Genomic DNA, 24,432 nt, shown 5'->3' on the forward strand with positions numbered 1-24,432 from the left:
GAATCAACCTGATTTAAAGTTAATAAGATGTTTGAAAATTTAACGGAGAAATTTGATAGAGCCTTTAAAGTATTAAAAGGACACGGACAAATTACTGAAATCAACGTAGCAGAAACCTTAAAAGAGGTTAGAAGAGCGTTGTTAGATGCGGATGTTAACTACAAAACAGCCAAAGATTTTACACAAACAGTAAAAGACAAGGCAATTGGTAGAAATGTATTGACATCAATATCTCCGGGACAATTATTAACTAAAATCTGCCACGAAGAATTGGTAGAATTGATGGGTGGTGAGCAAGAAGACATCAACTATCAAGGGAATCCGGGAGTGATATTAATGTCCGGATTACAAGGGTCTGGTAAAACTACCATGTCCGGAAAGTTGGCCAACTATCTTAAAAATAAAAAAGGTAAAAAACCATTGTTAGTTGCCTGTGACGTTTATCGTCCTGCTGCGATTGATCAATTACATGTTTTAGGGGAGCAATTAGGTGTTGAAGTTTATTCAAACAAAGAGGAAAAAAATCCTGTAAAAATTGCTGAAGACGCTATTAAACATGCCAAATCAAATGGATTTAATGTAGTGATTGTCGATACAGCCGGTCGTTTAGCGGTTGATGAGGCAATGATGATTGAAATTGAAAATGTTAAAAAAGCTATTAATCCTACAGAGACATTGTTTGTTGTTGATTCAATGACAGGTCAGGATGCAGTGAATACGGCTAAAACATTTAATGATAGAATTGATTTTGATGGAGTAGTATTGACAAAATTAGATGGTGATACCAGAGGTGGTGCTGCCTTATCTATCAAAACAGTTGTCAATAAACCAATCAAATTTGTCGGAACCGGAGAAAAAATGGATGCACTTGATGTGTTTTATCCAAATCGTATGGCCGACAGGATTTTGGGAATGGGAGACGTTGTTTCCCTTGTTGAAAAAGCGCAAGAGCAATTTGACGAGAAAGAAGCCCAAAAACTTCAAAAGAAAATCGCCCAAAATAAGTTTGACTTCAATGACTTTTATGGTCAGCTGCAGCAAATCAAAAAAATGGGTAATGTAAAAGACCTAATGGGGATGATTCCTGGAATGGGTAAAGCCATGAAGAATGTTGATATAGATGATGATGCTTTCAAAGGAATTGAGGCTATAATTCAGTCAATGACACCTAAGGAAAAAGAGGAGCCTGAAATCATTAATGGTCAGAGAAAAAAGAGAATTGCAGCTGGTTCAGGAACTTCTGTTCAGGAGGTTAATAAATTATTGAAGCAATTCAACGAAACTAAAAAGGTGATGCACATGATGTCCAACAAAAAGAACATGGCTAAAATGATGCGTCAAATGAAAGGCATGAACGGAATGCCGGGAATGTAGTTTGATTCTGTAGAGAAAAGTTATTTTAGTAGTCCAAAATTATTACAAATGAAAACCTTTTACTTTTCTCTTTTTTCATTGAGTTTTTTACTAATTACTGCTTGTGGCGGGAATTCAGGTGAAACTGAAAACGCTAATCAATCTGATATTCACAATGAAGTGGATCAAGCTGATACAGTAACTGTTGATTCAGTTGTTGTAGAATCAATGACATTTGATGAATATATAGCATATACAAGTGAATTAAAGAAAGAACTATCAAGTTTAGATTCCATTTTTACAAAATTTGAGACTTTTCAAGTGCAATTTTCACAAGAAGAAAGAGATTCAGTTTACTTCATTTATGTTGATTTTATGGAGAAGTTGGTAGGTAAATTCGGTGATATTGAGTGCTGGGATGGGGGAGAAGAAAAAGCAGATCCATATTTACCATACGGTTTTAATTTATTTGGAGGAGAGGGTTATTGCTGGTTACATGTCAATACCGTGGTTCCGGGTAATAAATTCAAACCTTATATCTCTGATGATGTTTACAAATTTGCAAAGCTGGGAGAAATTACCGGTAAGCAATACTCTGCAGATGCAGGAATGAGCATCAGTTACGTAGAATGGGGAAATGTGCTAACAGATTTAGAAGATCGCATCAGAAATAATAAAGATTCAAAGTATTATAAAGACTTCATCAGTACGTACAAAAGCTTTTTAGTTTGGTATATGTACGGAATGGATAATACGCCTATAACAGATTGGGAGAATCCCGGTTTAAATGAGGAAGTGAAAAATGCTTACGATAAAATGATCAATGATACTGAGCATAAAACCGGGGCAATAATTTCTAAGCATTTAGAGAAATTAGAAGAATCAAATTATGATTTAAGCTGGGACAAACGTTGGGAGTTGTCTGATGAAGAAGTTGAAAAATATCTAGGATTGTAAACAAGATTTTATGAGAAAAGGCTTAGCGGTTTTAGCATTTACTTCAGGGTTTATTTTTATTCAATGTCAATCTGAAAGCGGAGAAAAAAAAGTTTCAGATGTAATATTTGATAGCGAAGAACTTATTGAAGTTAATACTGATTTCAAAAATTTAGAGGACCTAGAGATATATGCTCGACAAGAAGCGCCTATAGAGTTGTCCAGTTTAGATACTCTTTATTTCGGATATCAAAAATTGAAAGATTCTCTCGATCAAAGTCAAAGAGACTCTTCTTTTTGTTATTACCTTGATCTTATGGATCGCATTAAATCTGAGTTCAAGGTAAAAAAACAAGAAGAATTTGATAAAGTAAGTCCTGATTATGTGAAATATGGTTTTAAGGCTGTAAGCCAAACTAATGGAATTTCAGGTAAAACTTCATATTTTTTAATCCCAAATCGTCCCGAAGCTGCTTCAAAATTTAAAGGAGAATTAAGTAATGTAATTCAGGAGTATGCAGATTTAGGTTTATACAAGCAAAGTAGCTTTAATAATGGGTATTTGACACTTAGTTTTGACGAATTAGCAAATACAATTTTGGACATTGAAGACAGGATGAGAAGAAATGTTGAGTCTCCATATTTTGACGAGTTTGTTTTAATGTACTGCGCGTATATGGATTTTCTTATGTATGGAGCAGGGAAAACTCCTTCAATTGCTGAAAATAATTCAGCATGGGCTGAAGGGGTAGAAGAAGCATACGTTAAAATTATTGGAGATGAAAATCATAAATCACGTAATATTATCATCATACATAAGAATACATTAGAGCAAAATGACTTCAATTATGATTATTTTGATCGCTGGATAATAACCGAAGAGGATATTCATAATTTATTGGAGATTTAATTTGCCTTTTAAACTAACCATTATCGGATCCGGTTCTGCTGTTCCAACAGTGAATAGGGGAGTGACTTCACAGTATGTCAACTTTAATGAACGCCATATTTTAATTGATTGTGGCGAAGGGACACAGCTTCAGTTGCGCAGATTTAAAGTGAAATTCCAAAGGTTGAAGATGATTTTAATCTCCCATCTACATGGAGATCATTATTTGGGGTTGGTTGGATTGTTGTCCTCAATGAGTTTGTTAGGAAGAACACAAAAATTGCTCATTATTTGTCCAAAAGAATTAGAGCAATTACTGAATGTGCAGTTTGAAATTGCCGGAATTAAACTCAATTTTGAATTGGAATTCAAACATCTTACTGCCAAAGATAAAACGGTCGTATTTGAAGATAATGTCATTGCCATATCTGCATTTCCTGTAAAACATAGAATAGACTGCTGGGGATTCTATATGAACGAACAACAGAAGGAGAAAAATGTTGATCCAAGAGCCATTAAAGAACATGGCTTAACGATAGAAGAAATCTTGCAAGCTAAAAAAGGAGAAGACATTGTTCGTGAAGCAGCTTATTACAGAAATGAAGACATCACCTTACCACCTGAACCTCCAATTTCATACGCTTATAGTGCAGATACAATGTACTTTGATAAAATGGCTGAGTATGTAAAAGATGCAAGCATTCTTTATCATGAAGCAACTTTTACAGAAAAACAAATAGACAGAGCCAAAGCAACAATGCATTCAACAGCCAAACAAGCTGCTACAGTTGCAAAAAATGCCAATGTAGGTAAGTTAATTTTGGGTCATTTTTCTGCCAGATTTAGAGGTACAGATGAAGTGTTAGCAGAAGCCAAAACGGTTTTTGATAAGGTTGTATGTGTTGAAGATGGGGATGAATTTATTCTGTAAGCATAATATTTTTTAGACATAACTCCTTGTTTTTCATTTCCTTTTTTTGTAACTTATACTTTGAACCTCCTGCAAGGGTTGAAACCGATTTAAACCGGTAAAACATATGAGAGATGGAAACGAAAAGAACATACCCTATCGCAATGGCGATCATGTTCATCCTTTTGTTGGCCTCATGCACTAAGACCCAGACTCGCACCAACAAATTCATGAAACAAGGTCGCTGGCAACTGACAGCATTATCCATTGGAACAAATGACATAACACTATTACCTAGCTGGGATATAGGTGAATCTAACGACTCAAAAGCTTTTTCTCCTGCTGTTTGGAACCATTATGATGGTTCAAAAAGCAATTTTTCATGGAGATTTAACTACAACGGTGGTACTTTTACTTTTCAGGCAAATGAGCAGCCAACCGGAGATAATCCTCCAAAAGCAAATATTCAATGTAATAACTTGGCCGGAACCTATCAGGTGATTACTGAGAAAAAGAATTTATTTGAATTTGAAAGTACAGAAACCGTGGGATACCCTGGAGTATCAGTTTACATTAGGATGGAACCTCAATAACTGATCCGTCTTCAGTATAAAATATCTCACCACTTACTTTTTTGCCTGAGATGGCTTTCAGTAATTTAATGTAAGTGGATACCTGTTCTTTGTGGGTTTCAAAATCCGGCTCTCCGGTTTTAAACTCTATAATGAGCAGTGCGTTGTCTTCAAGAATTATCTTGTCTGGTATGTGTTTGTTGCCTAGCTCATCAATAATTACCTTTTCATTGATGCTCTTTGGAGCTTGAAAATATTCTATAAAACGTTGGTGTTTGAATAGTCTATTTAAATCTCCTCTTATTTCATCTAAATGCTCCGTATCAATTTTTCTCTTAATAAGGTTGCGTTCCAAGATACTCTCCAATTCATCCAAGCTATTGAGCTCTGAAAGTACCAGATGCAGTTGTGTTCCATAAAGCCTTCTTTTGTCCATGTCATGGATATCCCATTGGTCGCCATGTTTTGTGCTCATAGGTGGCTTATGCATTTTTTGATCACAAAATCTCAAGTCAAAAGCATGTGAAGTATCTTCATCTTTTGAGACTTTGTTTTCAAAAATTCCCAAAAAGTATTTCTTGTCTTTTTCAGTAAAACCAAGTGTTTGATTTGAATTGATAAATGCCTCAAACCAATGTTTTGCCAGTGAAACTTGCTTCTTTGTACTACCCGAAACAAAAAGTGCTACTTCTGGTCGGGTGAGTGCCACATAAACAATGTTCAACACATCCATCACCATTTTGGTTTCTTCAATTTCCATGTCAGCGGCATGGATAGTCTTTTTTAAATCACTTTTTGGTAAAAGAGGATATGCCGGAAGCACTTCTCCATCTGTCAACCAAATTTCACTTGCTTTTCCTTTGTAGTTCCAATCAAAAAATGGACAAATTACAATTGGAAATTGCAGTCCTTTTGCCGCGTGAATAGTCATTACCTGAACGGCTTCAGCACCTTCGGGACTTTGTACTGCTTCGTTTCGTCCCTTATCATCAAACCATTCAACAAAACCAATTATGTTGTTACCATGTCCTTTTTCATACTGATGAATTTGCTCAAGGAAATGTAGTAGGTAGTTATTATCGTTGATGTCAAACCCTAATACCTCTATCAGGTGCTCACAGTATTCATAAAAACTGTGGAATTGTTCGTATGGAACAATCTCTTTACCTTGATTTTTTAGCCAGATAAAGATGTTGAATTGCTCTTTCTTCTCAAATAACTCTTCTTGTATATCAAATAACTGATGATATTGCTCCAAACACTTTTTTCCGTGATTTGAGTTTCCCGGATTTGCTGCTGCAGCAATCAAATTTGAAAGAAATCTGACATGCAAATCTTTGCTCACATGGAGGCTTTCTGCACTGATGATTTTTATCCCCAAATCAGTTAGATGCTGCGCAATTTTGGTTCCGTCTGATTTTGTTCTCACCAAAACACAGATGTCTTTTAAACCAAAGTTTTTAGCCAAACTTTGCCTAATTACGGAGGTTACATAGTCCAACTGAATTTGATCATCTTTGTCCTCAATCAGATTAAATTCAACATAACCTTGATGTTTTTTGATGGGATTTTGCCTGTGTTCTTTATAAATATCATGAATGTAATCTCCGTAAAGCGGTCCCAAATAATCAAAAAATGCATTGTTGAAGTCTACAATTTCAGGCGCAGATCTGTAGTTGTCTTTAAGGATTAATAATTTGCCTTCATTTTTAAAAGTGCTTTGGGCCTCTTTTAAAGACATGATATTTTCTGGGTTGTAGATGTTGTTAGGCAACTGAACAAATTGATCTACTTCACCATTTCTCCATCTGTAAATGGCTTGCTTACCGTCTCCAACTATCAGATTAAATTTCTTTTCAGAAAGTGAGTTGTGAAGTAAAGGAACAAGATTGATCCATTGTAGATGTGATGTGTCTTGGAATTCATCCAATAAAAAATGATCGTATCTAACCCCTAATCTCTCATAAATAAAGGGAACAGGTTCATCAGCAATGATTCCTGCTATTTTTTTGTAAAAATCAGAAATCAATAAAATGTTTTCTTCTTCTTTTAAATCATCTGTAATAGCTAACAGATGTTTCATCAGGGAGAGATTATTGATGTTCTTGAGCAATTCTTTTTGAAGAAGATAGTCTCCCAGCTTTTCCTCAATCATTTGTACTGCCTGATCAAAATACTTCTTTAAAAGAGGTGTGATTTCATCTACAGTTGCTGTATTGTAGCTTTTTGCATTGGCCCATGAATCTTCATTGCAATATTTATATATGGTATCTGAAGGAGCCTTAAATTCTTTGTTTTTAAGTTTTTTAAAGAAAGAAGTCACCCCTCTACTAGCTCCTTTAAAATCAGTTTCATCAAGATTTTTGGCGTGAATCAAATCAAGTGCTTCTGTCCCAATTCTTACCAAAGTATTTTCAAACTTTGCACGGTCTTCAATCAGTTTATTTTTAATCTTAATAAAGTCATCTCCGTTTAAGTCACTTAGTGCTCTAATGGCTTTTAGTGAATCTTCCTTGTAAAGTTGCCTTGAAAAATCAACCAAATCACTTTTAAAGTTCCATCCTTTGTCATCACTCAATAAATTGTCCGCATAAGCAATCATCAACTTAGTCACTTCATCATCTCTTCCAATTTGATCAAAAAGTAGGTCGGCAACATTGCTTCTAATAGTGTCTAAATCTAGTTCAACATTAAAGTCTAATGACAAGCCCAGTTCACGTGCAAAGGTTCTGATTACTTTATGGGTAAACTTGTCAATAGTCATCACAGAAAACAAGCTGTAATTGTGCAAAATTTGATTCAAGCACCTTTCAGCATTAGACATCAATTTGTCTTCTGACAATTCAAAAGTTTCCGCAAAAGACTTTAATTCTGCCCAGTCATCCTGGCTTTTATTTTGAGGAGATTTAGCTAATTGAATCAGTTTTTGAAGTACTCTTTGCTTCATTTCATTGGCAGCCTTGTTGGTAAAGGTCATTGCCAAAATCCGCCTGAATTTAGATGGATCTTCAGTGGTGAGAATAATTCTCAGATACTCTCTTACAAGCGTATAAGTTTTACCACTTCCCGCAGAAGCATTGTATATTTTAAGTGCTGATTCGATAATTGTTAAAGTGATAGATCTCCGTGTCCGTTATAATAACAACCGCTCATATCTTTAGCAACATAGTAAAGTCTTAAATTTCCTTCAACACCAGTAAAATGCTGTAAGATTGTCAAACTAAATGACCATGTTTGATCAAACGTTGCAGTATAAAGAATGTTGAGTTTTTCATCTACTAACTTCACTGTAATATTCTGTAAATTAAAGTTGTTGAAGTTAAAGTTGTATACTCCATTCCAACTAGGATTTGGGTAAGCTACAATACCAAATTCGGAACCACAATCAAAATCATAAGAATCAAAGTCAGAGAACAACTTTTTCTCTTTCCTTGTCCACTCTTCTCTACTTTTCCAATCGGTATCATCAATATTGCCTATAGTTGTTCCAAAAGAATCGGTTTCGGTAATGTCAGTAAACTTTGTTTTGCTTTTTTTACATGAGCTCAACTGCATTGCAGTTAATACGATCAATACAAGTGTAAATGGTCTTTTTAACATAACATTGGCTTTTTATCAAATTTATCAGAAAATGCTAGTATTGGGCAAATAGATTTGAATAAATATGTACTTTGGTTGAAATGATGAGAATTACCCTAATATTTTTCATTTTTCTTTCGCATTTATCAAGTGCGCAAGTTTATCCTCAAATAGGAGCAAGGTCTAATGGATTAGGAGGCGCAAGTCTGACACTAGATGATGTTTGGTCTGTGTACAATAATCCCGGAGCCTTTGGTTATTTGGATAAGTCAGGAATAGGAGCGTCTTACGAGAATAGATTTTTGCTTGCACAACTTTCAACACAGTCAATGGTGTTTGGATACCACACTGAAAAAGCAGGTAATTTCGGAATCCACTTTCAGCATTATGGTTTTGATATGTACCGAGAAATGCAAGGGGGATTGTCTTACGGAATGAAGTTTTTTGACAATTTTTCAGCAGGTGTTTCACTCAATTTTCACCGTATAGCTTTGGGGGATATTTATGGATCTAAAAATTCATTTTCAGCTGGTTTAGGTTTGATGTATGATCTCAATGAACAGTTTAGGTTTGGAATGCGCGTGTTGAACTTGAATAGAGCAAGATTGGCAGTAGATTATGATGAAAGACTTCCAACCACTTTCAGTTTGGGAGCTAGATATGCATTTAGTAAAAAGGCTTTTTGGACGTTGGATGTAGAAAAAGATTTGATTCACAAGTTAAACGTCAGATCAGGAATTGAAATTCAGGCACACGATATTTTTGCAGTTAGAATAGGGATGAATACCTATCCGTTTCAAGCATCTGTTGGCTTTGGATTAAAGTTTAAATCGCTTTACATTGACATGGCAACTAATTGGCATACTCAATTAGGAATCAGTCCGGCCGGTTCATTACATTTTTGCTTTTAGATGAAGCATTTGTTGTTCATTATATCACTTTTCATTTTCACATTGGGATGGGCTCAAAGTGAAGAAGAGAAGCAACGTATTATTGAGCAAAGAATTGAATTTATTGGCGATAATCTGGAGGATTCAGACATTGATTTGACTACCTATTTTGATGAGTTATATTACTTTTTTGATAATCCAATCAACTTAAACAATACCAATTTTGAGGAGTTAAAAAAGCTACGCTTATTGTCAGATTTACAAATCTCTTATCTGCTTAATTATTTGGATCAAAATGGACAAATGTTGACTATTTATGAGTTGAATGCGGTAGAGACCATTGACAAAACAACACTTGAAATGATCCTGCCTTTTGTCACTTTGGGGGAAATTGAAAAAGAAGACTTTAAATGGAAAAATGCTTTTAAATACTCAAAAAATGAAGTGTTTTTAAGATATGAACAAGTACTTAGCCAAAAAGCAGGATATACCGACCCTCAAAACGATTCATTAGTTGACGCAAACAAACAATATTTAGGTTCTCCTCAAAAGTATTATTTAAGATTTAGAAGCACTTATAAAGATAGGCTAAGCTATGGATTAACGGCTGAAAAAGATGCCGGTGAAGAGTTTTTTAAAGGGGCCAATAAATATGGATTTGATTTTTATTCAGCTCACTTTTTTGTCAATGATTTATGGAAGTTTAAAAAGTTGGCAGTTGGTGATTTTCAAGTAAACTTTGGTCAGGGACTTACCATGTGGTCTGGATTTGGAATAGGTAAATCTGCAGATGTGTTTAATGCCAGAAGATATGCTTACGGATTAAGACCCTATACTTCAGTTAATGAAAATCAATTCTTAAGAGGAGTTGGGGTTAATTTGGATTTGGGTGAGAAGTTGGATTTTACAGCCTTTGCTTCTTACAAAAGAATTGATGCCAATATCAATGCTGTTGATTCTACAGATATTTTTGACAACAGCTTTAGTTCATTCCAAACTTCAGGGTATCACAGAACGGTAAATGAAATGGACGATAAAGGACAAGTAGGTGAATTTATTACCGGTGGTGAGTTTGCATACAGAGGCAAGCGTTTTAGAATAGGAGTGTCATCAGTTTTCTCTTCTTACGATCAGCCTTTAAATGCCAATTTACAACCTTATAATCTCTACAAGTTTAATGGCCAACAGTTGCTGACATCAGGAATTAATTACCGTTATTATTTCAGAAAATTGTCATTTTTTGGAGAAACATCAATGTCTGACAATGTTAAGTTTGGAACCGTAAACGGAATTGCCTGGCATGCAGATCCAAAATTGGATTTATTGGTGATTTACAGAAATTACGATAAAGCTTTTCAATCACTTTATTCTAGGGCTTTTGGTGAGTCATCTGACAATTCATCAGAAAGAGGTTTGTATTTCGGAATTCAAGCTAGATTGAGCAAAAGAGTATCGGCAACTGCTTATTATGATCAATTTCAATACACAAGTTTTAAATGGTTGACAGATGATTTATCTGAAGGAAGAGAAGTTTTTGCTCAAGTAAACTTCAATATTAGCAGAAGAGCAAGTTTTTATGTGAGGTTTAGAAATAAGGTAACGGAGAGGGATACAAAAGATGATATTACCGGAATTGACGAACAAGTAAAATTAAATAAAACCAATATTAGGGTTAATTACGATCAACGTATAAATGACCGTATTTCATTGAAGTCCAGAGTAGAATGGACCAGGTTTTTATTTGATAAAGATGAGAGTAATGGTTTGTTACTATTTCAAGATTTAATATTTTCGTTTAGGAAAGTACCATTGAAACTGTACACAAGATTAGCTGTATTTGATGCAGATACCTATGATGCACGCATCTATGCATATGAAAATGATCTTTTGTATGTTTTCAGCATTCCCTCATATTACAATAGGGGGATGAGAACTTACCTAATGGCGAAATATGAAATTGGGGGCATGTTTGACATTTGGGCAAGGGTAGGTTTGTGGAACTACCAAAATGTGGAAACCATTTCTTCTGGATTAGAGGAAATTGATGGACACAATAAACTGGATCTTAAGATTCAGGTGAAAATGCGCTTTTGATGAACCTCATTAAACTCCCTAATACCGCCTATCAAAATTATTTTGATCAGACCAAGTTTAATTTAACCTGGAGGATCAATCTATTCATTTTTGGAACCAACCTGATTTTGATTCCTATCATGTATTTTTTGTCAATAGATGAGATGATAGGGTTGTTGGTTTCATCTTGTTTTGCGCTTACATATCAAATTATTTTGTACAAAACTAGAAAGTACAAAATAATTGCAATTGTCTGGGTAGTAAATGGGGTGCTTTCTATTGCAGCTTCAATACTCCTGGTGCCAACAGTTATGCATTTGACTGATCTCATTTTCATGTTCATGTCAATAACATACGCTTTCTTTATTTTGGGGAATTTGGCGGGGATATTGGTTTCTGCCGGGAACCTAATCAGTTTGACAACTTATCTTGTATTTCAGTTCAATGAGGATTTAAAGAATTTTCAGAGTATTGACAGCATAATGATTGTAAAGGCTGTTGCCATTTCAATTTATGGATTGGCCATTACAGCTTATATATTCTATACTTTCTTAAAACTCAATAAGTACGCTACAGATAAATACATTGAAGCAAATAAAGCTTTGGAAGTACAAAATGAAATAGTTGAAAAGCAAAATGCAGAGAAATCAGTAATGCTAAGAGAAATTCATCACCGCGTAAAAAACAACTTACAGGTAATAACTAGTTTATTGAGATTGCAATCGTATGAGGAGGATGAAGATGGAAAAAGCATGGCTACCTTTAATGAGGCTATTAGAAGAGTTTCAGCCATGTCTTTAATTCATGAAAAAATCTATCAATCTGAGGATCTGGCTCAACTTGATTTTCAAGATTACATACAATCTCTGATGAAAGAATTGATTGAATCATATGATATCTCTAAGGAGGTAGAACTAAATATTCAATCGCACCCATTTAATTTGTCAAATCGATATTTTGTTCCAATAGCGCTTTTGTGCAATGAGTTAATCTCAAATAGCCTTAAGCATGCTTTTGCTGAGAGAATGCAAGGGAGAATTGAGGTTGAAATTACATACGACGGCGAAAAGCAAATTAACATGAGCTATTCGGATAATGGCAACTGGAAACCGGGTGAAAGTAAATCTACCTTTGGGATGGAATTGATTGATGCTTTGGTTGATCAGCTGAACGGTACATTTGAAAGAAAAACGGATGAAGGTGGAACCCATTATCATTTTATAATGCGTGATTTAAATAAAAATTAACGATTTTAGGAGTCGGGAAGATGGAGTCTAAAGAAACAAAAGATTTAATACCTGATTGGATTAAAGATTTACAAGAGAATTCTTGGAATCTGGAGTTGATTATATCAGGTGGTGCCATTTTTTCACTTTTCCAATTGGGAGATGTATTTATAGATTACATGATGAGGTTGAAAATGACTTCGCAAATCCCGGGATCAAGTCTATTTCTCATATTAGGAACATTAGCATTGAAATTATTGACCATTGGGTTTTTGTTTCATTTATTACTCAGAACTTTTTGGTTAGGGCAGCTGTGCGTCAACTATGTTTTTCCAAATGGTGTAACTGAGAAAAAGAGCAATTATAAGTTTCCGTTTAAAGAAAAATACAAGAAAGGTGATGATTTAAGAGGACAAATAAACGGTATTGATAGGGCTTCAGGTTTGGTCATGTATATGTCTGTGTTGTCTACGCTTGTGCTTGTTGGTTTTATGTTGCTAGTAGTATTTATGCTCAGCATTCCAAGAGTATTAAATCTACCGGATTGGTATTTTGGGTTCAGTGTATGGTTGATTTTGATCTATCATTTTGATTTGTTCTTATTTGGCTTACTTAGAAAAATTCCGGTTTTATCATATGTGACGTTTCCTGTTTTTTGGTTGTTTGATAGAGTTTCGTTAAGGGTGTTTTATGAAAAATCCCTAAGAATGTTTAGCAGTAATATTTCAAAATGGAAAGTCTTTTTGGGAATGATTTTTTCAATATTTTTCGCAATGTTGTTGACTTATTCAGCTGTTTATAAAGTAATGCATTGGCCTTATTTGTTGGATGCCAGAACACATAGAATGAGCATGGCAAATGAAGACAATTGGATGAATCAATCTCATTACATGGAAGAGGTTGAAAAACATGGAAAGAAATTTTATGGGCCGGCTATACAATCAGAGATTATTAGTGATGCATACTTAGAGATTTTTGTTCCCTACAATGTTATTTATGATGACTATACAAAGGAAGATGAGTATTTATCTGATAATTTTAAGATTTATATAGATGATAGCTTGTATAAAGATGTTGTTTGGATGAATTCTTGGGCGTATGATAATGACCAAATTGGAATAAGAACTTTTATAAATATTCAACATTTAACAGCTACAATGCATAAAGTAACTGTTGATTATCCAAATGATGATCACGATTTATGGTTAAGCGCTACCATTCCTTTTTGGTTAGAAAAGTAATTAGCTGATAAACTTTAAGGCTTCCAAAATTAACTTGTCGTTCACTTCTTGATCAAACACACAGTTACCAACGCCTTCTAATAAAGAAAATTGAATCACTCCTCCTTTATTCTTTTTATCGTTGTGCATTAACTGTACAATGGGTTTGTAGTCATTGGGAGTAAGCATTGGGGCAGGGTAAATACGATCAATTGTTTCAACAATATCCTGTAACTCACTTTCAGATAACATTCCTAATTCTTTGCTGATAAATGCTTCAGCTTTCATTCCGGTTGCTACGGCATAACCGTGAAGAAGTGGTTTGTTTTGCTCCAAAAAGTATCCTTCAATTCCATGTCCAATTGTGTGACCAAAATTCAAGATTTTCCTTAAACCACTTTCTTGGTGATCTCTTTCTACAACATCCCTTTTTAATCCTACAGAATGTCTAATCAACAGTAAACGATCAGTCACATCTTTTGGATCAAAATCTTTCAATCTGGCCCAGTAATCTGCATCTGCAATTAAACCGTGTTTAAGCATTTCTGCAAAGCCTGATTTTATTTGGTTTTCAGATAAAGACTCAATATATTTTTCATCTATAAAAACATGGGCAGCATCTGCAAAAACACCAATTTGATTTTTGTATGGTCCTAGGTCAACACCTGTTTTTCCTCCTATTGATGCATCTACCTGTGCTAATAAAGTTGTAGGGATGTTGATGAACTTCATGCCTCTTTTAAATAAAGAAGCTACAAAACCTCCAAGATCCGTAATTACTCCGCCACCAAAGTTGATGATCAAATCGCCTCTTCCTATCTCATATTCAGATAAGGCAGACCAAATTTGAACACATATATCCAGCGTTTTGTGAACTTCACCGGTTGGAATTTGAATAATTTCTGCATTTGAAAGCTCTTCAAAATTGGTGATTAGGTCTTCAATCCAAATATCATGAATTTGCTCATCCGTGATAATTACTTTCTTTGATCCTGAAAATTCTTTAGCCAAAACATCTTGAAAAACAGACTTTTCAATCGGACCAAAATGAATGGTTGAAGTGTTGTATGTAATTACATCAAGCATATAACAAAGCTAGTTATTTTAACCGTCCAATATTCCATGAAAAATATCAGTTTTTTCCTGTAAAAATTTTAGCACCTTTGCACCCATGGTTTCGTTTGATGATACTAAAGTTGCCTTTGCAAGCAAATCGGATAAAGAGCTGCAATGGGCATATCGTTTGTTTAAGATGATTTCAAAACCCTGGTTGGTTAAACTGGGGAATATTGGTCAAAATGTGGCCTTTGCCATTCATCTGCCTATTAAAGGTTTGATTAAAAAAACCATTTTCAGACAATTTTGTGGTGGTGAAACTATTGATGATTGCGACAACCAAATTGCTGCATTGAATAAATACAATATAGGAACCATCCTGGATTATTCTGTAGAAGGAATGGAAGCAGAAAAAGATTTGGATGCCACCAAAGATGAAATTATTGCAACTATCAAAAAAGCGAAAGACAATGATGCTATTCCTTTTGCTGTATTCAAAGTAACGGGAATTTGCAGAACCAAATTGTTGGAAAAAGCCAATCCGGGTGAAGATAAATTGAATGATGCTGAAAAGGCAGAATGGGATAGAGTGAAAGGTAGAGTAGAGGAAATTTGCAAAACCGGTCATGAATTAGATGTTCCGGTATTTATTGACGCAGAGGATAGCTGGTTTCAAGATGGGATAGATCGTCTGGCGGATGAAATGATGGCTAAATACAATAAGCAAAAAGCTATTATTTACAATACTCTTCAAATGTATCGTCATGATAGGCTTGAGTTTTTAAAGAAAAGTCATCAAACTGCGGTTGAAAAAGATTTTGTTTTAGGAATCAAACTGGTTCGTGGCGCTTACATGGAAAAAGAAGGTCAACGGGCCATGGATAAAGGTTATCCTACACCTATACAAAAAGACAAAGCAACAACAGATTTGGACTTTAATGCCGCTTTAAAATTCATGTGTGAGAACTTAGATCGCGTATGGTTTTGCGCAGGAACTCATAATGAGTACAGTTCAAAATATCTAACTGATTTGATGTCTGAAATGGGGATTGATAAAAGTGATAAACGCATTTATTTCGCTCAGCTTTTAGGAATGAGTGACCACATTTCATACAACCTTGCACATAGCGGATATAATGTTGCTAAATACGTTCCTTACGGTCCTGTTAAAAAGGTAATGCCTTATTTAGTAAGACGTGCACAAGAAAATACTTCAGTTGCAGGTCAAACAGGTAGAGAGCTAGCCCTAATCATCCGTGAAAGAAATCGCAGAAAAGGAAAAGAAGAGTATCAGCCGGTTGGGTAACTGGAGGTATGAGTGATAAAGGTCTGTACTGAGCCTAGTCGAAGTGAGAAAGTGAATTTAAGGTTAGTATTGATCCTGTTAGAATTGAGGGATGATGCAAGACTTGTTCAATCAGGCGGGCCCTACTGAATTCGAACCAATATTTTTAGGTTGGTTAAAATGTCTGGAGTGATTTATTTATTTTAGTCAAGATTTGATTACCCAAAACAAAATATCTGACTACCGCTACTTCTTCAATGGTATGGAGAAAGACAATGAAGTCTCAGGAAATGGGAATTCTTATGACTTTGGTGCAAAGCTGTATAATCCTAGAGTTGGAAGGTGGTTGAGTAGGGATCCAATGGAAAAAAAATATGCAGGAATAAGTCCATACATATTTGCTGCTAGTAATCCAGTATTTTATATTGATTTTGATGGACGGGACATTGTTCCTAGTCATACGATTACCTATACTCATCATGTAGGAGAAACCAAAATAGAAAGTATTCATGATCTTGGAGAAACAGGGGTTCAATCATTTAAATTTACAGCTGGAAAAAACGGGAAAGTTGGGACTTTGGAGGTGAATATTGGAATTAAGTTAAACTGGAATTTTAAGGGGAATTATAACCCTGAAGAAGTGCCAGATTTGGAAAATGATTTTAATAAATCAAATCCTGGACTTCACACTGCAGTAAAAACTCATGAATTAAATCATTTATCTAACCTAAGATATGCCTTAATGAGAAAAGATTATTCATTTAAACTACCAAATGGAACTAAAATAAAAGGAGCTTTGGATCAAGTGTTTCAGGATTTTTATGATTATCAGATTTCAGAAAGAAGTAATTACATAGATTTTTTAAATGAAGAAATTAAAAATGGTAAACTTGATAAAAAAACTGCTCTAGAAAAATTAGAAGTATATATAAATAAACAAAATGATAGATTATAAATCTTTTTCTGTAGATATGGCTGGTCAAATTCATTCAAAATCTAATGAAAACTGGGAGTCAAAAACAACTGTAAAAGAAAATGGAGATGTTTTGGAAGGAGAAGAAGCAGAAACAATAGATTGTACAATCGAAGAGTTAAATAACAAAGGTGATAAACAAGCAGCCCAATATCAAAAAGGTAAAAAGTAAATGGAGTTTCCAATCAATAAGGTTAAAATTTGTACAGTTATACTGTTATTGTTTGTATCCTGTAGAGGTTCTCAAACAAAAACAAGATTAATATCGGAGGAAAATTTTGAAGATAGTTTAAATGTTGATGTCAGTAACAATGAAGAAAACATTTTGAAGTTTACCAAACCTTTTGTTGATTCTTTAAATAAACATGTTGAAGGTAACTTGCCTTATTTTCTCTATGATAAAAATTTTGACCTGAGGGATAGCATTATTTACAATTTTTATAGTGCGAAGGATCAATTTTACTCGTTGCGAGTTGAGATTTTCAAAAGAGTTAACAATTTGAAAGTACTAAATAAGATTGCAAATGAACAAACTCTAAGCAATAAGTCTTGTTATAAAGAAATTCATGAAGTACCTAGCGATCAGTATTCTAACTCTGAATTAGCAGAACTTAGATTAAAGGAGATGAATTCTGGAGATGATTTACTCTTACAACTGGGACTCACGCCTAGCCCATACGTTAGTAAAATTTCATATGACAGTTTATCAATAGAAAGAAAAAGTTTGTAGCTTCTCTCATTTTCCTCTGACCTCCTCAACCCACTCCGCAGTAGTTGTACTGCTGCGGCAAAACAAACTCTCCTCTCGCGCTCGTCTGTGACGAGTGCGCAACCTAGTTGGAGAAGAATTTGAATTTGAAGGAAAAAATACCACTAGTAAAATAATGAATAATGTAATGTTGGATGTACATGTCACAGTTGATGGAAAGAAAGTCTCAGAGTTCAGAAATAAAGATGATATGTCCGGTGTTGATCAGTTAACGGAAGGTCAAGTACAAAAAGTAATCAGTGCTATTGACGAGGGTAAAATCAATGGAGAAGCAATGTATGATAACTAACTAAATAATTCAGATATGTTTAGACGAAAAAAATTACTCCTTTCAATAGCAGTGTTGATATCTTTTAATGGGAATTCACAAAAAGAAGACACCTTAGATTGTCATATTTTTTATACCGATTCATTATCTAATAAAATTATTTATTCTTCCACAGAAAAAAAACCTGTTCCGTTGATTGGAAATGACGGATTATTTGAATCATTTCGTGAAAATTTAAATTTTGACCAAGATTTGTTGAGAGAAATGGGGGTAGGCGACTTGAAAGCAGTAATAAGACTTTATATTAATGAAAAAGGTGAAGTATTTGAATCATCTATTGAAAAAGAAATAGAGGGTACGAATATTGCCAGACAAATGATAGAAATAGGAAAAGAGATAATGTGGAGTCCTGGTATGTGCAATAACATTGCGGTATCAACTTTTATAATAATTCCACTAGAATTGAATCTATAAAATTGCAAATTAATCTAAAAATTAATTTCCCATTGAGGAATTTCACTTTTAAACCAATCAAATTCAGGTTTTGTGAAATTAATGCAAAGGTAATTCAAACATTCGAAATTATGGTTGTGATTTAATTGAACTATTATTTCTTAAAAAGCCAATAATCCAGATTAAACACAAACTGTTGATTTTATCCATTTAAAATTACTTTGGTGGAAATCAAATCATGTTTTTAAATTAGACAATTTATTTTTCCTTCTCTAATACTTTATACTCTTAATATTAATGATTTTAGTACTGCTACAAAAAGTTGCGAAAACATTATTTTGACCGACCAAAGTAATGTTTTTTGGAGCTGGAATAGCCTTTGAATATTTATAGGAGCAGGAAATTTTTAACCAGTAAATTGTTGAATTATCTGAACCATTAAAAGAGTTTCCTTTATGAAATAATGTTCTTTTTAATTTATCAGGGAGGTTTACATAAAAATTTTCAATTTGCTCACTACAATCATCTTTTTTCATTTCTTCAATAGTTAAAGATTTTCCTTCAGACAATTTGATAAACTTTTGAAAGTCATTTTGATTCCCTAGTAATACTGGGGATGAAATGAACCTTGCGTTTAAAGGTACTATCAAGTAACCCTCGATTTGCTCATACTTTTCTTTTTGACAATTTTGATAAAGAAAAGTATAAGAAACATTGATCATACCCAATAGAAATATTAATGTTAGAAACATTATATTTTTTAAAATTGATTTAATTTCCACTTTCGACTTTTATTTTTTGCGGAGTTCCCATTTTATTGTTGTTAGTTTCCTCAGTTAATGTTGTAGTCATTTCAGGATCTCTTGGATCTGGAGCTGCTGTTCCAGTTGTTTCAAAACCAGGTTTATCTACATAATAATTCAATGAATATGTTCCTGATTCAAGGCTGCCACACAAGCTAGCTACATCAATGTAATGTTGTGTTACAAATTTAGATAATCCCCTTGGGTTGGTGGTGCCTGAATATAAAGATAAACAAGTTTTCCAAGCTGCGAAGCAGTACAACTACTTCGCAGCTTGGGATGAAGCACCCATCAATACAACCTCGGAAAGTAATAAACCACCTGAAAATCCAGAACAAAACTCAAATTCAATTATTATATTAAAGGAATGGTACTGTATCTAATTATACTATTAAGCTTCCAATTACAATCGGAATCTATTGAAAACATAATGAATAATGATAGTTTGGATTATGAGGTCTTCAAAATCAAAGGGGATGATAGTTCAGAAGTAGATGTCGTCAGTTCATCACAACATATTATAAAAATGGACATTCTAAAATCAGATAGTCTTAAATTGGCTAATATGAGTTATACCAAATGGGAAAGTTATCTTAAAAATAACCAAACTTCTTGGAACGCTAATCTTATCCTTTATTGGCTGTATAAAAAAGATGGAGTTTGGTTTTTCTATGATGGAGTTAAGTCAAATTGGTACCAGAACCAAATGAAAGGGGAAGTTGAAGATTGGTTATTTTTTTTAAGGAAGTTAAAAATTGAATAAGTAAGCAGATGAGATTTTTTATCTTTTGAAAATTTGAATAACGATACATTCTGACAGCCACTTCATAGCTGGAGGATGGAAACAAATTGTTAAGGTTTTATCAATGAATGATAATATAATGCAGAATCTGATTGTAATTTCAGTCGCTTTAAATCTGTCTCGTTTAATTTGTTTAATCTACGATAATAGTATTTACTTCGTTCTTTGATATAATTCTGCAGTTGAATTATGTAGTTATATGAGATAATAAAAGAGGGGTGGGATGAGTCCCAGTCTTGATTTGGTACAATTCTATTTATTTTTTTCACTTTTGGATCCAGAACGTATGAAATCTTTCCACCTTTCATGAGATGGGTAGGACTGTTAAAGCTTTCTAAACCATTGTCAATAAAATTTTGACTAAATTCATTGTATTTGTGGCATACATAGGCTGATTTATTACATGAGTAAAACATTAATGTAGCTAATAAAATATTTACAGTAATAATTTTTTTTCGGTTGAACTTTAATTTTTAGCATTCTTTCTTTCCTTTCTTTTGGCTTTTCTTCTTTTTTTTTCTTTTCTCCAAAATCAACTCTCCTCTCCCACAAACTCTTCGGAAAAATTCACCAAATAAACTTTTTCACTGGCTCTTGTAATAGCCGTATACAACCAGCGCATGTATTCTTCGCTCCACATGTCATCTGTAAAATATCCCTGATCTATAAATACAACAGGCCATTGTCCACCTTGTGATTTATGCACAGTAACGGCATATCCAAATTTTACTTGTAAAGCTTGAAAATAGGGGTTTTCCATTACTTTTTTATTGCGCATTCTCTTGTTACGCTCGTAAGGATATTCTTCTGAAGCGATCCGATAAAAAAGTTCTTTTAACTGATCTCTGGGAACATTGGCACTTTCTGTATGAATGGCCTTTGTCATTATTTTTAGCTCCTGTTCTTCCATGTTGGGATAATCCAGAAAATTAGCCAGTACCTGAACAAATTCCCATCCAAAAACTTCTTCTCTTTTGACAATTTTATTCACTTTGATGAGCTCACCATTGGCTACAAATCCAGCTTCTGACTTAGGGTCCAACCAAAAATAATTGTTGTGAACCACCATCAATACATCTCCTGCATTTATATCATCTTCTTGCCATAAAATACGCAGTCTTATTTGCTGATTGAATTGATTAGCTCTTTTATTCGATCGGGTGACAATCATTACGTTTTCTTGTCCATAATTGTCAAATGCCCATTCAATGGTTTCTTGTAGTTCATATCCATTTAAGGCAATGGCGTCCTTTTTATTGGTGTTCAGTCTTGGAACTTCTCCCGTAAATTCTCTCAACTGTAGCGAAATGTCCAAAACACCTGATTGAGAAGTTTGTCTTACAACATCTTTTAATTCAGAAGTAATGATGTCAAAAGAGTATTGTTGTTGCAAAAATTTCGGATCTAGTGCCGGACTTGTATCCATTCCAACAGGAGGTAACTGTCCTTTATCTCCAACAAATATTAATTTACAGTTGTCTGCTGAATAAACGTATTCAAATAAATCCTCTAAAAGATCTCTTGGTGAAAAAGAGTTGGGATCTGTAATACCTGAAAATGTTGAAACCATTGAGGCTTCATCTACTATAAAAATGGTGTTGGTTCTCTTGTTTTGACCCAATTTAAAATGCGGATTCCCATCTCCAGCCGAATTAATAAAGTAAATAGATCGGTGAATAGTATGTGCTCTTTTGCCACTATAATTGGATAATACTTTGGCTGCTCTTCCGGTTGGAGCCATTAAATACGACTTAATTTTAAAATCACTTAAGGTATTTACAAAGGTTGAAATCAAGGTGGTTTTACCGGTTCCGGCGAATCCACTCAACAAAAAAACTTCGAATTGTTTGTCAGAAGTAATGAAATCTGTAAGCCGATCTATGGCCACATTTTGATCATTTGTTGGATCTACCGTTAAATTTTTGGCAAATTGTTGTCGAAAAGAGAGTTTGTCTAGCTTATTTTTCAAGGTTGTACGGATCGTTGATTTAAATATGTAAAAAATATATTGACTGACAGAAAGCACATAAAAAAAAATTGTAGTTTTGTTCGGAAAGTTAAATGCTAATAAATCTAAAGAATGAGCGGACTTGATATAGTAGATGACGTTTTTTACATGTTCAAACGTTACTTTTTCCCTACACTGTTTTTTACAATAGGGTTGTATGGTCTTATTGAAGGAATGACGGCCGAAACATTAATGTTGAGCAATGGTGAACCGGTAATCGTAGATGGTCAACCGGTTGTAATTGAACAAAGTAACTTGTTTAAGTATGGTTCATTACTAGTGTTAGTAGGATCAATTGTTTGGTTCTTATACTTGTTAGGATTGATCAAATCTATGATAGGATATGTGATCATGGGAGTTATGTTGATCGGTGCTGTTTATGTATTAATGCAAGATTACAAAGTAGTTGATAAGCAAGTAACTTATAACAACATGTATGATGAGCGTGATTTAGAGATCAAAACACGTATCATGGATATAAAAGCAGCAGAGTTGGCTTATAAAGATGCCAATGGAACATATACAAACAGCTTTGAGGATCTGTCTAACTTCGTTAAGACTGGTACAACAATGGAGATCAAAAAAGACGGAGCTGTTCCTGAAAGAAAAATCACTACTGAAGAAAGAGATATTATTTACGGAGACAATCGTCCTATCGATAAATTGATGACAGAGCAAGAAGCTGCAATTATCGCTAAGATGAATGGTGGAAAAATTGATGATGGAAATGGGAATTGGAATACATTTATTAGAGATACCAACTACGTTTCTGTAATGCAGGCAATCTTCAACTCTGAAAGATTCTTAGATAGTAGAAGTAAAATTGGAGGACAAATTGCTTTCCACCCAGATTCAATGCAATATGTGCCTTTTACTAGAGAATTAACTATTCTGGATACAGGTTCAGTAACTAAAATTGATATCGTAGTGCCTACATTGTTTATCTCAATGACACACCCTATGGCTAACAAAGAAGGTGAATTCATTGAGTATACAGTTGGTTCATTATCTGACAACCACTTGAGAGATAGTTGGAGCGATTAGTCTCATTTTAGCTTATGGCAATTAGAAAAGAGGATGCTTATCAACATGCTTTATGCATGGATTTTCAAGAAGATAAGTTCTCCTATGCTATTCTTGATACTTCATCTAAAAAGATTGTAGCTGAACAAACTCACACTGTAGATAATTATAGTCGTGACGGTATTTCACCTATGTTAGGTGAAGAATTGTTTGGCTTTGATTTTGGGTCTTTTATTGCTACTGCAGGTGGAGATAGAAATACACTAATTCCGGTAGATCTTTTCAATAATTCAAAGGCAGATGAGATCTTTAAACTGAATTATTCTGATCCAATTGATAATCTTGATTACAACAGAATTCCTGAATTAGGAATTGTCAACATTTATGAGATGCCTTTATGGATCAAGTCTATGTTAGTAATCAAGTTTCCGAGAGTAAAAATTGTGCATCCTTCTACTGTATTGCTAAAAGGTGTTTTTGACCGCGACAATTGGAGAGGTAGAATTCATATCTATGTAAATCAGGGGAGTTTTTATCTTTTGATTACAGAAAAAAATAAGTTGCAATACTTCAACCGTTTTGACAGAACCAATTTGGCTGATATGATTTACCACACACTTTTTGTATTAGAACAAAAAGAGATGGATCCGGCCAAGATGAACGTTTCAGTTTATGGGGTTCCCGCAAACTGGGAGTCAAAAGCTGAGTTTCAAACTTATTTCAAAAATCCAATAGAAGTCTCAGAATCATCTGAATTGGGGCAACACTTTATTTTGACTAATCAGCTGCTTTGCGTATAGTTAGCGGAAAATATAAAGGAAGAAGGATTGATCCGCCTAAAAAATTCCCATCACGTCCAACAACTGATATGGCCAAAGAAGGGCTATTTAATATCCTTACTAATCAAATTGATTGGGAAGATGTTAAGGTATTAGATTTGTTTGCAGGTACAGGTAATGTAAGTGTGGAGTTTTTATCCAGGGGCGCAAAATCTGTTTTAAGCGTAGATAAACATCCTATTTGCATCAAACATCTAAATGCTTTACAAGAAACTTTTGCAGATGAAAACTGGATGATTCTTAGAAAAGATGTATTTCAGCTAATAGATAATGCGCAACAGAAGTTTGACCTTATTTTTGCAGATCCGCCTTTTAATTTGAAGGGATTAAATCAGCTTCCGGATTTGATTTTGAAAAGTGGTTTGTTAGATCAGGGAGGCATTATAGTTATAGAACATGGTCAAGAAGTTAGCTTTGAAGAACATCCTAATTTGACAGATTCCAGAAAGTATGGAGGAGTTTTCTTCAGTTTTTTTAGTTGATAAGACTTTTACCTATTAAGCTT

Annotated in this window: 25 protein-coding genes; 19 read left to right on the forward strand and 6 right to left on the reverse strand. The window is 34.1% G+C overall.

Annotated features, from left to right (window positions below):
* The first annotated feature begins 27 nt into the window (after nucleotides 1-27).
* From ffh to K6119_RS16955, 5 genes are all read left to right on the forward strand, one after another.
* Entirely contained in the window at nucleotides 28-1,374 is a 1,347-nt protein-coding gene (gene ffh / locus K6119_RS16935) for a signal recognition particle protein (protein ID WP_221833584.1), read from the forward strand.
* Nucleotides 1,375-1,422: 48 nt separating this feature from the next.
* Nucleotides 1,423-2,310, forward strand: a complete 888-nt coding sequence (locus K6119_RS16940) for a hypothetical protein (RefSeq protein WP_221833586.1) — start codon at nucleotides 1,423-1,425, stop codon at nucleotides 2,308-2,310.
* A gap of 10 nt (nucleotides 2,311-2,320) precedes the next feature.
* Nucleotides 2,321-3,199: a hypothetical protein gene (locus K6119_RS16945; protein WP_221833588.1), complete on the forward strand. Its 879-nt coding sequence runs from the start codon at nucleotides 2,321-2,323 to the stop codon at nucleotides 3,197-3,199.
* Nucleotide 3,200: 1 nt separating this feature from the next.
* Nucleotides 3,201-4,109 carry a ribonuclease Z gene (locus K6119_RS16950; protein ID WP_221833590.1) on the forward strand — a complete coding sequence of 303 codons (909 nt, stop codon included), beginning with the start codon at nucleotides 3,201-3,203 and terminating at the stop codon, nucleotides 4,107-4,109.
* 113 nt (nucleotides 4,110-4,222) lie between these two features.
* On the forward strand, nucleotides 4,223-4,681 hold the full coding sequence (locus K6119_RS16955; RefSeq protein WP_221833591.1) for a hypothetical protein: 459 nt from the start codon (nucleotides 4,223-4,225) through the stop codon (nucleotides 4,679-4,681).
* Here the strand turns inward: K6119_RS16955 and K6119_RS16960 are convergent.
* Together K6119_RS16960 and K6119_RS16965 are read right to left on the reverse strand one after the other, a co-directional pair.
* Complete coding sequence (locus tag K6119_RS16960) at nucleotides 4,662-7,778, reverse strand: UvrD-helicase domain-containing protein (RefSeq protein ID WP_336246121.1); 3,117 nt, start codon at nucleotides 7,776-7,778, stop codon at nucleotides 4,662-4,664. The two genes, K6119_RS16955 and K6119_RS16960, sit on opposite strands and share 20 nt — an antisense overlap.
* The gene (locus K6119_RS16965; RefSeq protein ID WP_221833593.1) at nucleotides 7,769-8,260 is read right to left on the reverse strand and encodes a hypothetical protein; all 492 of its coding nucleotides are present in this window, start codon (nucleotides 8,258-8,260) and stop codon (nucleotides 7,769-7,771) included. The genes K6119_RS16960 and K6119_RS16965 overlap by 10 nt, the downstream gene beginning before the upstream one ends.
* A gap of 80 nt (nucleotides 8,261-8,340) precedes the next feature.
* Between K6119_RS16965 and K6119_RS16970 the strand changes: the two genes are divergently transcribed.
* From K6119_RS16970 to K6119_RS16985, 4 genes are read left to right on the forward strand one after another with little or no spacing between them, the layout of a single operon-like run.
* Nucleotides 8,341-9,150 carry a PorV/PorQ family protein gene (locus K6119_RS16970; protein WP_221833594.1) on the forward strand — a complete coding sequence of 270 codons (810 nt, stop codon included), beginning with the start codon at nucleotides 8,341-8,343 and terminating at the stop codon, nucleotides 9,148-9,150.
* A complete protein-coding gene (locus tag K6119_RS16975) occupies nucleotides 9,151-11,223 on the forward strand; it encodes a ComEA family DNA-binding protein (RefSeq protein ID WP_221833595.1) in 2,073 nt (690 codons plus the stop codon).
* Nucleotides 11,223-12,449 (forward strand): sensor histidine kinase, encoded by a 1,227-nt coding sequence (locus K6119_RS16980; protein ID WP_221833596.1) that lies wholly within the window; start codon nucleotides 11,223-11,225, stop codon nucleotides 12,447-12,449. Before K6119_RS16975 ends, K6119_RS16980 begins: the two co-directional genes overlap by 1 nt.
* Nucleotides 12,450-12,469: 20 nt before the next feature.
* Nucleotides 12,470-13,669 carry a hypothetical protein gene (locus tag K6119_RS16985; RefSeq protein ID WP_221833597.1) on the forward strand — a complete coding sequence of 400 codons (1,200 nt, stop codon included), beginning with the start codon at nucleotides 12,470-12,472 and terminating at the stop codon, nucleotides 13,667-13,669.
* On the opposite strand, the gene aroB is transcribed toward K6119_RS16985, so the two are convergent.
* Nucleotides 13,670-14,734: a 3-dehydroquinate synthase gene (gene aroB, locus K6119_RS16990; protein WP_221833599.1), complete on the reverse strand. Its 1,065-nt coding sequence runs from the start codon at nucleotides 14,732-14,734 to the stop codon at nucleotides 13,670-13,672. It abuts the gene before it with no gap.
* Between the two features lie 85 nt (nucleotides 14,735-14,819).
* Between aroB and K6119_RS16995 the strand changes: the two genes are divergently transcribed.
* The 6 genes from K6119_RS16995 (at nucleotide 14,820) to K6119_RS17020 (ending at nucleotide 18,473) form a co-directional block, all read left to right on the forward strand.
* The gene (locus K6119_RS16995; RefSeq protein ID WP_221833601.1) at nucleotides 14,820-16,010 is read left to right on the forward strand and encodes a proline dehydrogenase family protein; all 1,191 of its coding nucleotides are present in this window, start codon (nucleotides 14,820-14,822) and stop codon (nucleotides 16,008-16,010) included.
* 193 nt (nucleotides 16,011-16,203) lie between these two features.
* Nucleotides 16,204-16,944, forward strand: coding sequence for an RHS repeat domain-containing protein (locus K6119_RS17000; protein ID WP_255714401.1), 741 nt, complete (start codon nucleotides 16,204-16,206; stop codon nucleotides 16,942-16,944).
* A complete protein-coding gene (locus K6119_RS17005; RefSeq protein WP_221833605.1) occupies nucleotides 16,931-17,134 on the forward strand; it encodes a hypothetical protein in 204 nt (67 codons plus the stop codon). Before K6119_RS17000 ends, K6119_RS17005 begins: the two co-directional genes overlap by 14 nt.
* On the forward strand, nucleotides 17,135-17,692 hold the full coding sequence (locus K6119_RS17010) for a hypothetical protein (protein WP_221833607.1): 558 nt from the start codon (nucleotides 17,135-17,137) through the stop codon (nucleotides 17,690-17,692). It begins immediately after the preceding gene.
* Between the two features lie 94 nt (nucleotides 17,693-17,786).
* Nucleotides 17,787-18,020 carry a hypothetical protein gene (locus K6119_RS17015; RefSeq protein WP_221833609.1) on the forward strand — a complete coding sequence of 78 codons (234 nt, stop codon included), beginning with the start codon at nucleotides 17,787-17,789 and terminating at the stop codon, nucleotides 18,018-18,020.
* Nucleotides 18,021-18,035: 15 nt separating this feature from the next.
* Nucleotides 18,036-18,473, forward strand: a complete 438-nt coding sequence (locus tag K6119_RS17020) for a hypothetical protein (protein ID WP_221833611.1) — start codon at nucleotides 18,036-18,038, stop codon at nucleotides 18,471-18,473.
* A 251-nt stretch (nucleotides 18,474-18,724) separates the two neighbouring features.
* Here the strand turns inward: K6119_RS17020 and K6119_RS17025 are convergent, their stop codons facing one another.
* Both K6119_RS17025 and K6119_RS17030 read right to left on the reverse strand, forming a co-directional pair.
* On the reverse strand, nucleotides 18,725-19,204 hold the full coding sequence (locus K6119_RS17025) for a hypothetical protein (protein ID WP_221833613.1): 480 nt from the start codon (nucleotides 19,202-19,204) through the stop codon (nucleotides 18,725-18,727).
* A 19-nt stretch (nucleotides 19,205-19,223) separates the two neighbouring features.
* On the reverse strand, nucleotides 19,224-19,517 hold the full coding sequence (locus K6119_RS17030) for a hypothetical protein (protein ID WP_221833615.1): 294 nt from the start codon (nucleotides 19,515-19,517) through the stop codon (nucleotides 19,224-19,226).
* A 168-nt stretch (nucleotides 19,518-19,685) separates the two neighbouring features.
* Here K6119_RS17030 and K6119_RS17035 point away from each other — a divergent pair, with 168 nt between their 5' ends.
* Nucleotides 19,686-20,018 carry a hypothetical protein gene (locus tag K6119_RS17035; RefSeq protein WP_221833617.1) on the forward strand — a complete coding sequence of 111 codons (333 nt, stop codon included), beginning with the start codon at nucleotides 19,686-19,688 and terminating at the stop codon, nucleotides 20,016-20,018.
* A 571-nt stretch (nucleotides 20,019-20,589) separates the two neighbouring features.
* Here the strand turns inward: K6119_RS17035 and K6119_RS17040 are convergent.
* Nucleotides 20,590-22,026, reverse strand: coding sequence for an ATP-dependent DNA helicase (locus tag K6119_RS17040; RefSeq protein ID WP_221833619.1), 1,437 nt, complete (start codon nucleotides 22,024-22,026; stop codon nucleotides 20,590-20,592).
* A gap of 111 nt (nucleotides 22,027-22,137) precedes the next feature.
* On the opposite strand from K6119_RS17040, the gene K6119_RS17045 reads away from it, so the two are divergent.
* From K6119_RS17045 to rsmD, 3 genes are read left to right on the forward strand one after another with little or no spacing between them, the layout of a single operon-like run.
* Entirely contained in the window at nucleotides 22,138-23,109 is a 972-nt protein-coding gene (locus K6119_RS17045; protein WP_221833621.1) for a hypothetical protein, read from the forward strand.
* A 14-nt stretch (nucleotides 23,110-23,123) separates the two neighbouring features.
* On the forward strand, nucleotides 23,124-23,888 hold the full coding sequence (locus K6119_RS17050; protein ID WP_221833624.1) for a DUF3822 family protein: 765 nt from the start codon (nucleotides 23,124-23,126) through the stop codon (nucleotides 23,886-23,888).
* Entirely contained in the window at nucleotides 23,879-24,409 is a 531-nt protein-coding gene (gene rsmD, locus K6119_RS17055; protein ID WP_221833626.1) for a 16S rRNA (guanine(966)-N(2))-methyltransferase RsmD, read from the forward strand. Before K6119_RS17050 ends, rsmD begins: the two co-directional genes overlap by 10 nt.
* Nucleotides 24,410-24,432 lie beyond the last annotated feature (23 nt).

The organism is Paracrocinitomix mangrovi (assembly GCF_019740355.2).
GTDB classification, from domain to species: Bacteria; Bacteroidota; Bacteroidia; order Flavobacteriales_D; family Crocinitomicaceae; genus Paracrocinitomix; species Paracrocinitomix mangrovi.

Bases quoted from the DNA above. Each gene is read 5' to 3' on its own strand.
- ffh (WP_221833584.1), top strand. From the start codon at position 28: ATGTTTGAAAATTTAACGGAGAAATTTGATAGAGCCTTTAAAGTATTA.
- K6119_RS16940 (WP_221833586.1), top strand. From the start codon at position 1,423: ATGAAAACCTTTTACTTTTCTCTTTTTTCATTGAGTTTTTTACTAATT.
- K6119_RS16945 (WP_221833588.1), top strand. From the start codon at position 2,321: ATGAGAAAAGGCTTAGCGGTTTTAGCATTTACTTCAGGGTTTATTTTT.
- K6119_RS16955 (WP_221833591.1), top strand. From the start codon at position 4,223: ATGGAAACGAAAAGAACATACCCTATCGCAATGGCGATCATGTTCATC.
- K6119_RS16965 (WP_221833593.1), bottom strand. From the start codon at position 8,260: ATGTTAAAAAGACCATTTACACTTGTATTGATCGTATTAACTGCAATG.
- K6119_RS16970 (WP_221833594.1), top strand. From the start codon at position 8,341: ATGATGAGAATTACCCTAATATTTTTCATTTTTCTTTCGCATTTATCA.
- K6119_RS16975 (WP_221833595.1), top strand. From the start codon at position 9,151: ATGAAGCATTTGTTGTTCATTATATCACTTTTCATTTTCACATTGGGA.
- K6119_RS16980 (WP_221833596.1), top strand. From the start codon at position 11,223: ATGAACCTCATTAAACTCCCTAATACCGCCTATCAAAATTATTTTGAT.
- K6119_RS16985 (WP_221833597.1), top strand. From the start codon at position 12,470: ATGGAGTCTAAAGAAACAAAAGATTTAATACCTGATTGGATTAAAGAT.
- aroB (WP_221833599.1), bottom strand. From the start codon at position 14,734: ATGCTTGATGTAATTACATACAACACTTCAACCATTCATTTTGGTCCG.
- K6119_RS16995 (WP_221833601.1), top strand. From the start codon at position 14,820: ATGGTTTCGTTTGATGATACTAAAGTTGCCTTTGCAAGCAAATCGGAT.
- K6119_RS17005 (WP_221833605.1), top strand. From the start codon at position 16,931: ATGATAGATTATAAATCTTTTTCTGTAGATATGGCTGGTCAAATTCAT.
- K6119_RS17010 (WP_221833607.1), top strand. From the start codon at position 17,135: ATGGAGTTTCCAATCAATAAGGTTAAAATTTGTACAGTTATACTGTTA.
- K6119_RS17020 (WP_221833611.1), top strand. From the start codon at position 18,036: ATGTTTAGACGAAAAAAATTACTCCTTTCAATAGCAGTGTTGATATCT.
- K6119_RS17025 (WP_221833613.1), bottom strand. From the start codon at position 19,204: ATGTTTCTAACATTAATATTTCTATTGGGTATGATCAATGTTTCTTAT.
- K6119_RS17035 (WP_221833617.1), top strand. From the start codon at position 19,686: ATGAATAATGATAGTTTGGATTATGAGGTCTTCAAAATCAAAGGGGAT.
- K6119_RS17045 (WP_221833621.1), top strand. From the start codon at position 22,138: ATGAGCGGACTTGATATAGTAGATGACGTTTTTTACATGTTCAAACGT.
- K6119_RS17050 (WP_221833624.1), top strand. From the start codon at position 23,124: ATGGCAATTAGAAAAGAGGATGCTTATCAACATGCTTTATGCATGGAT.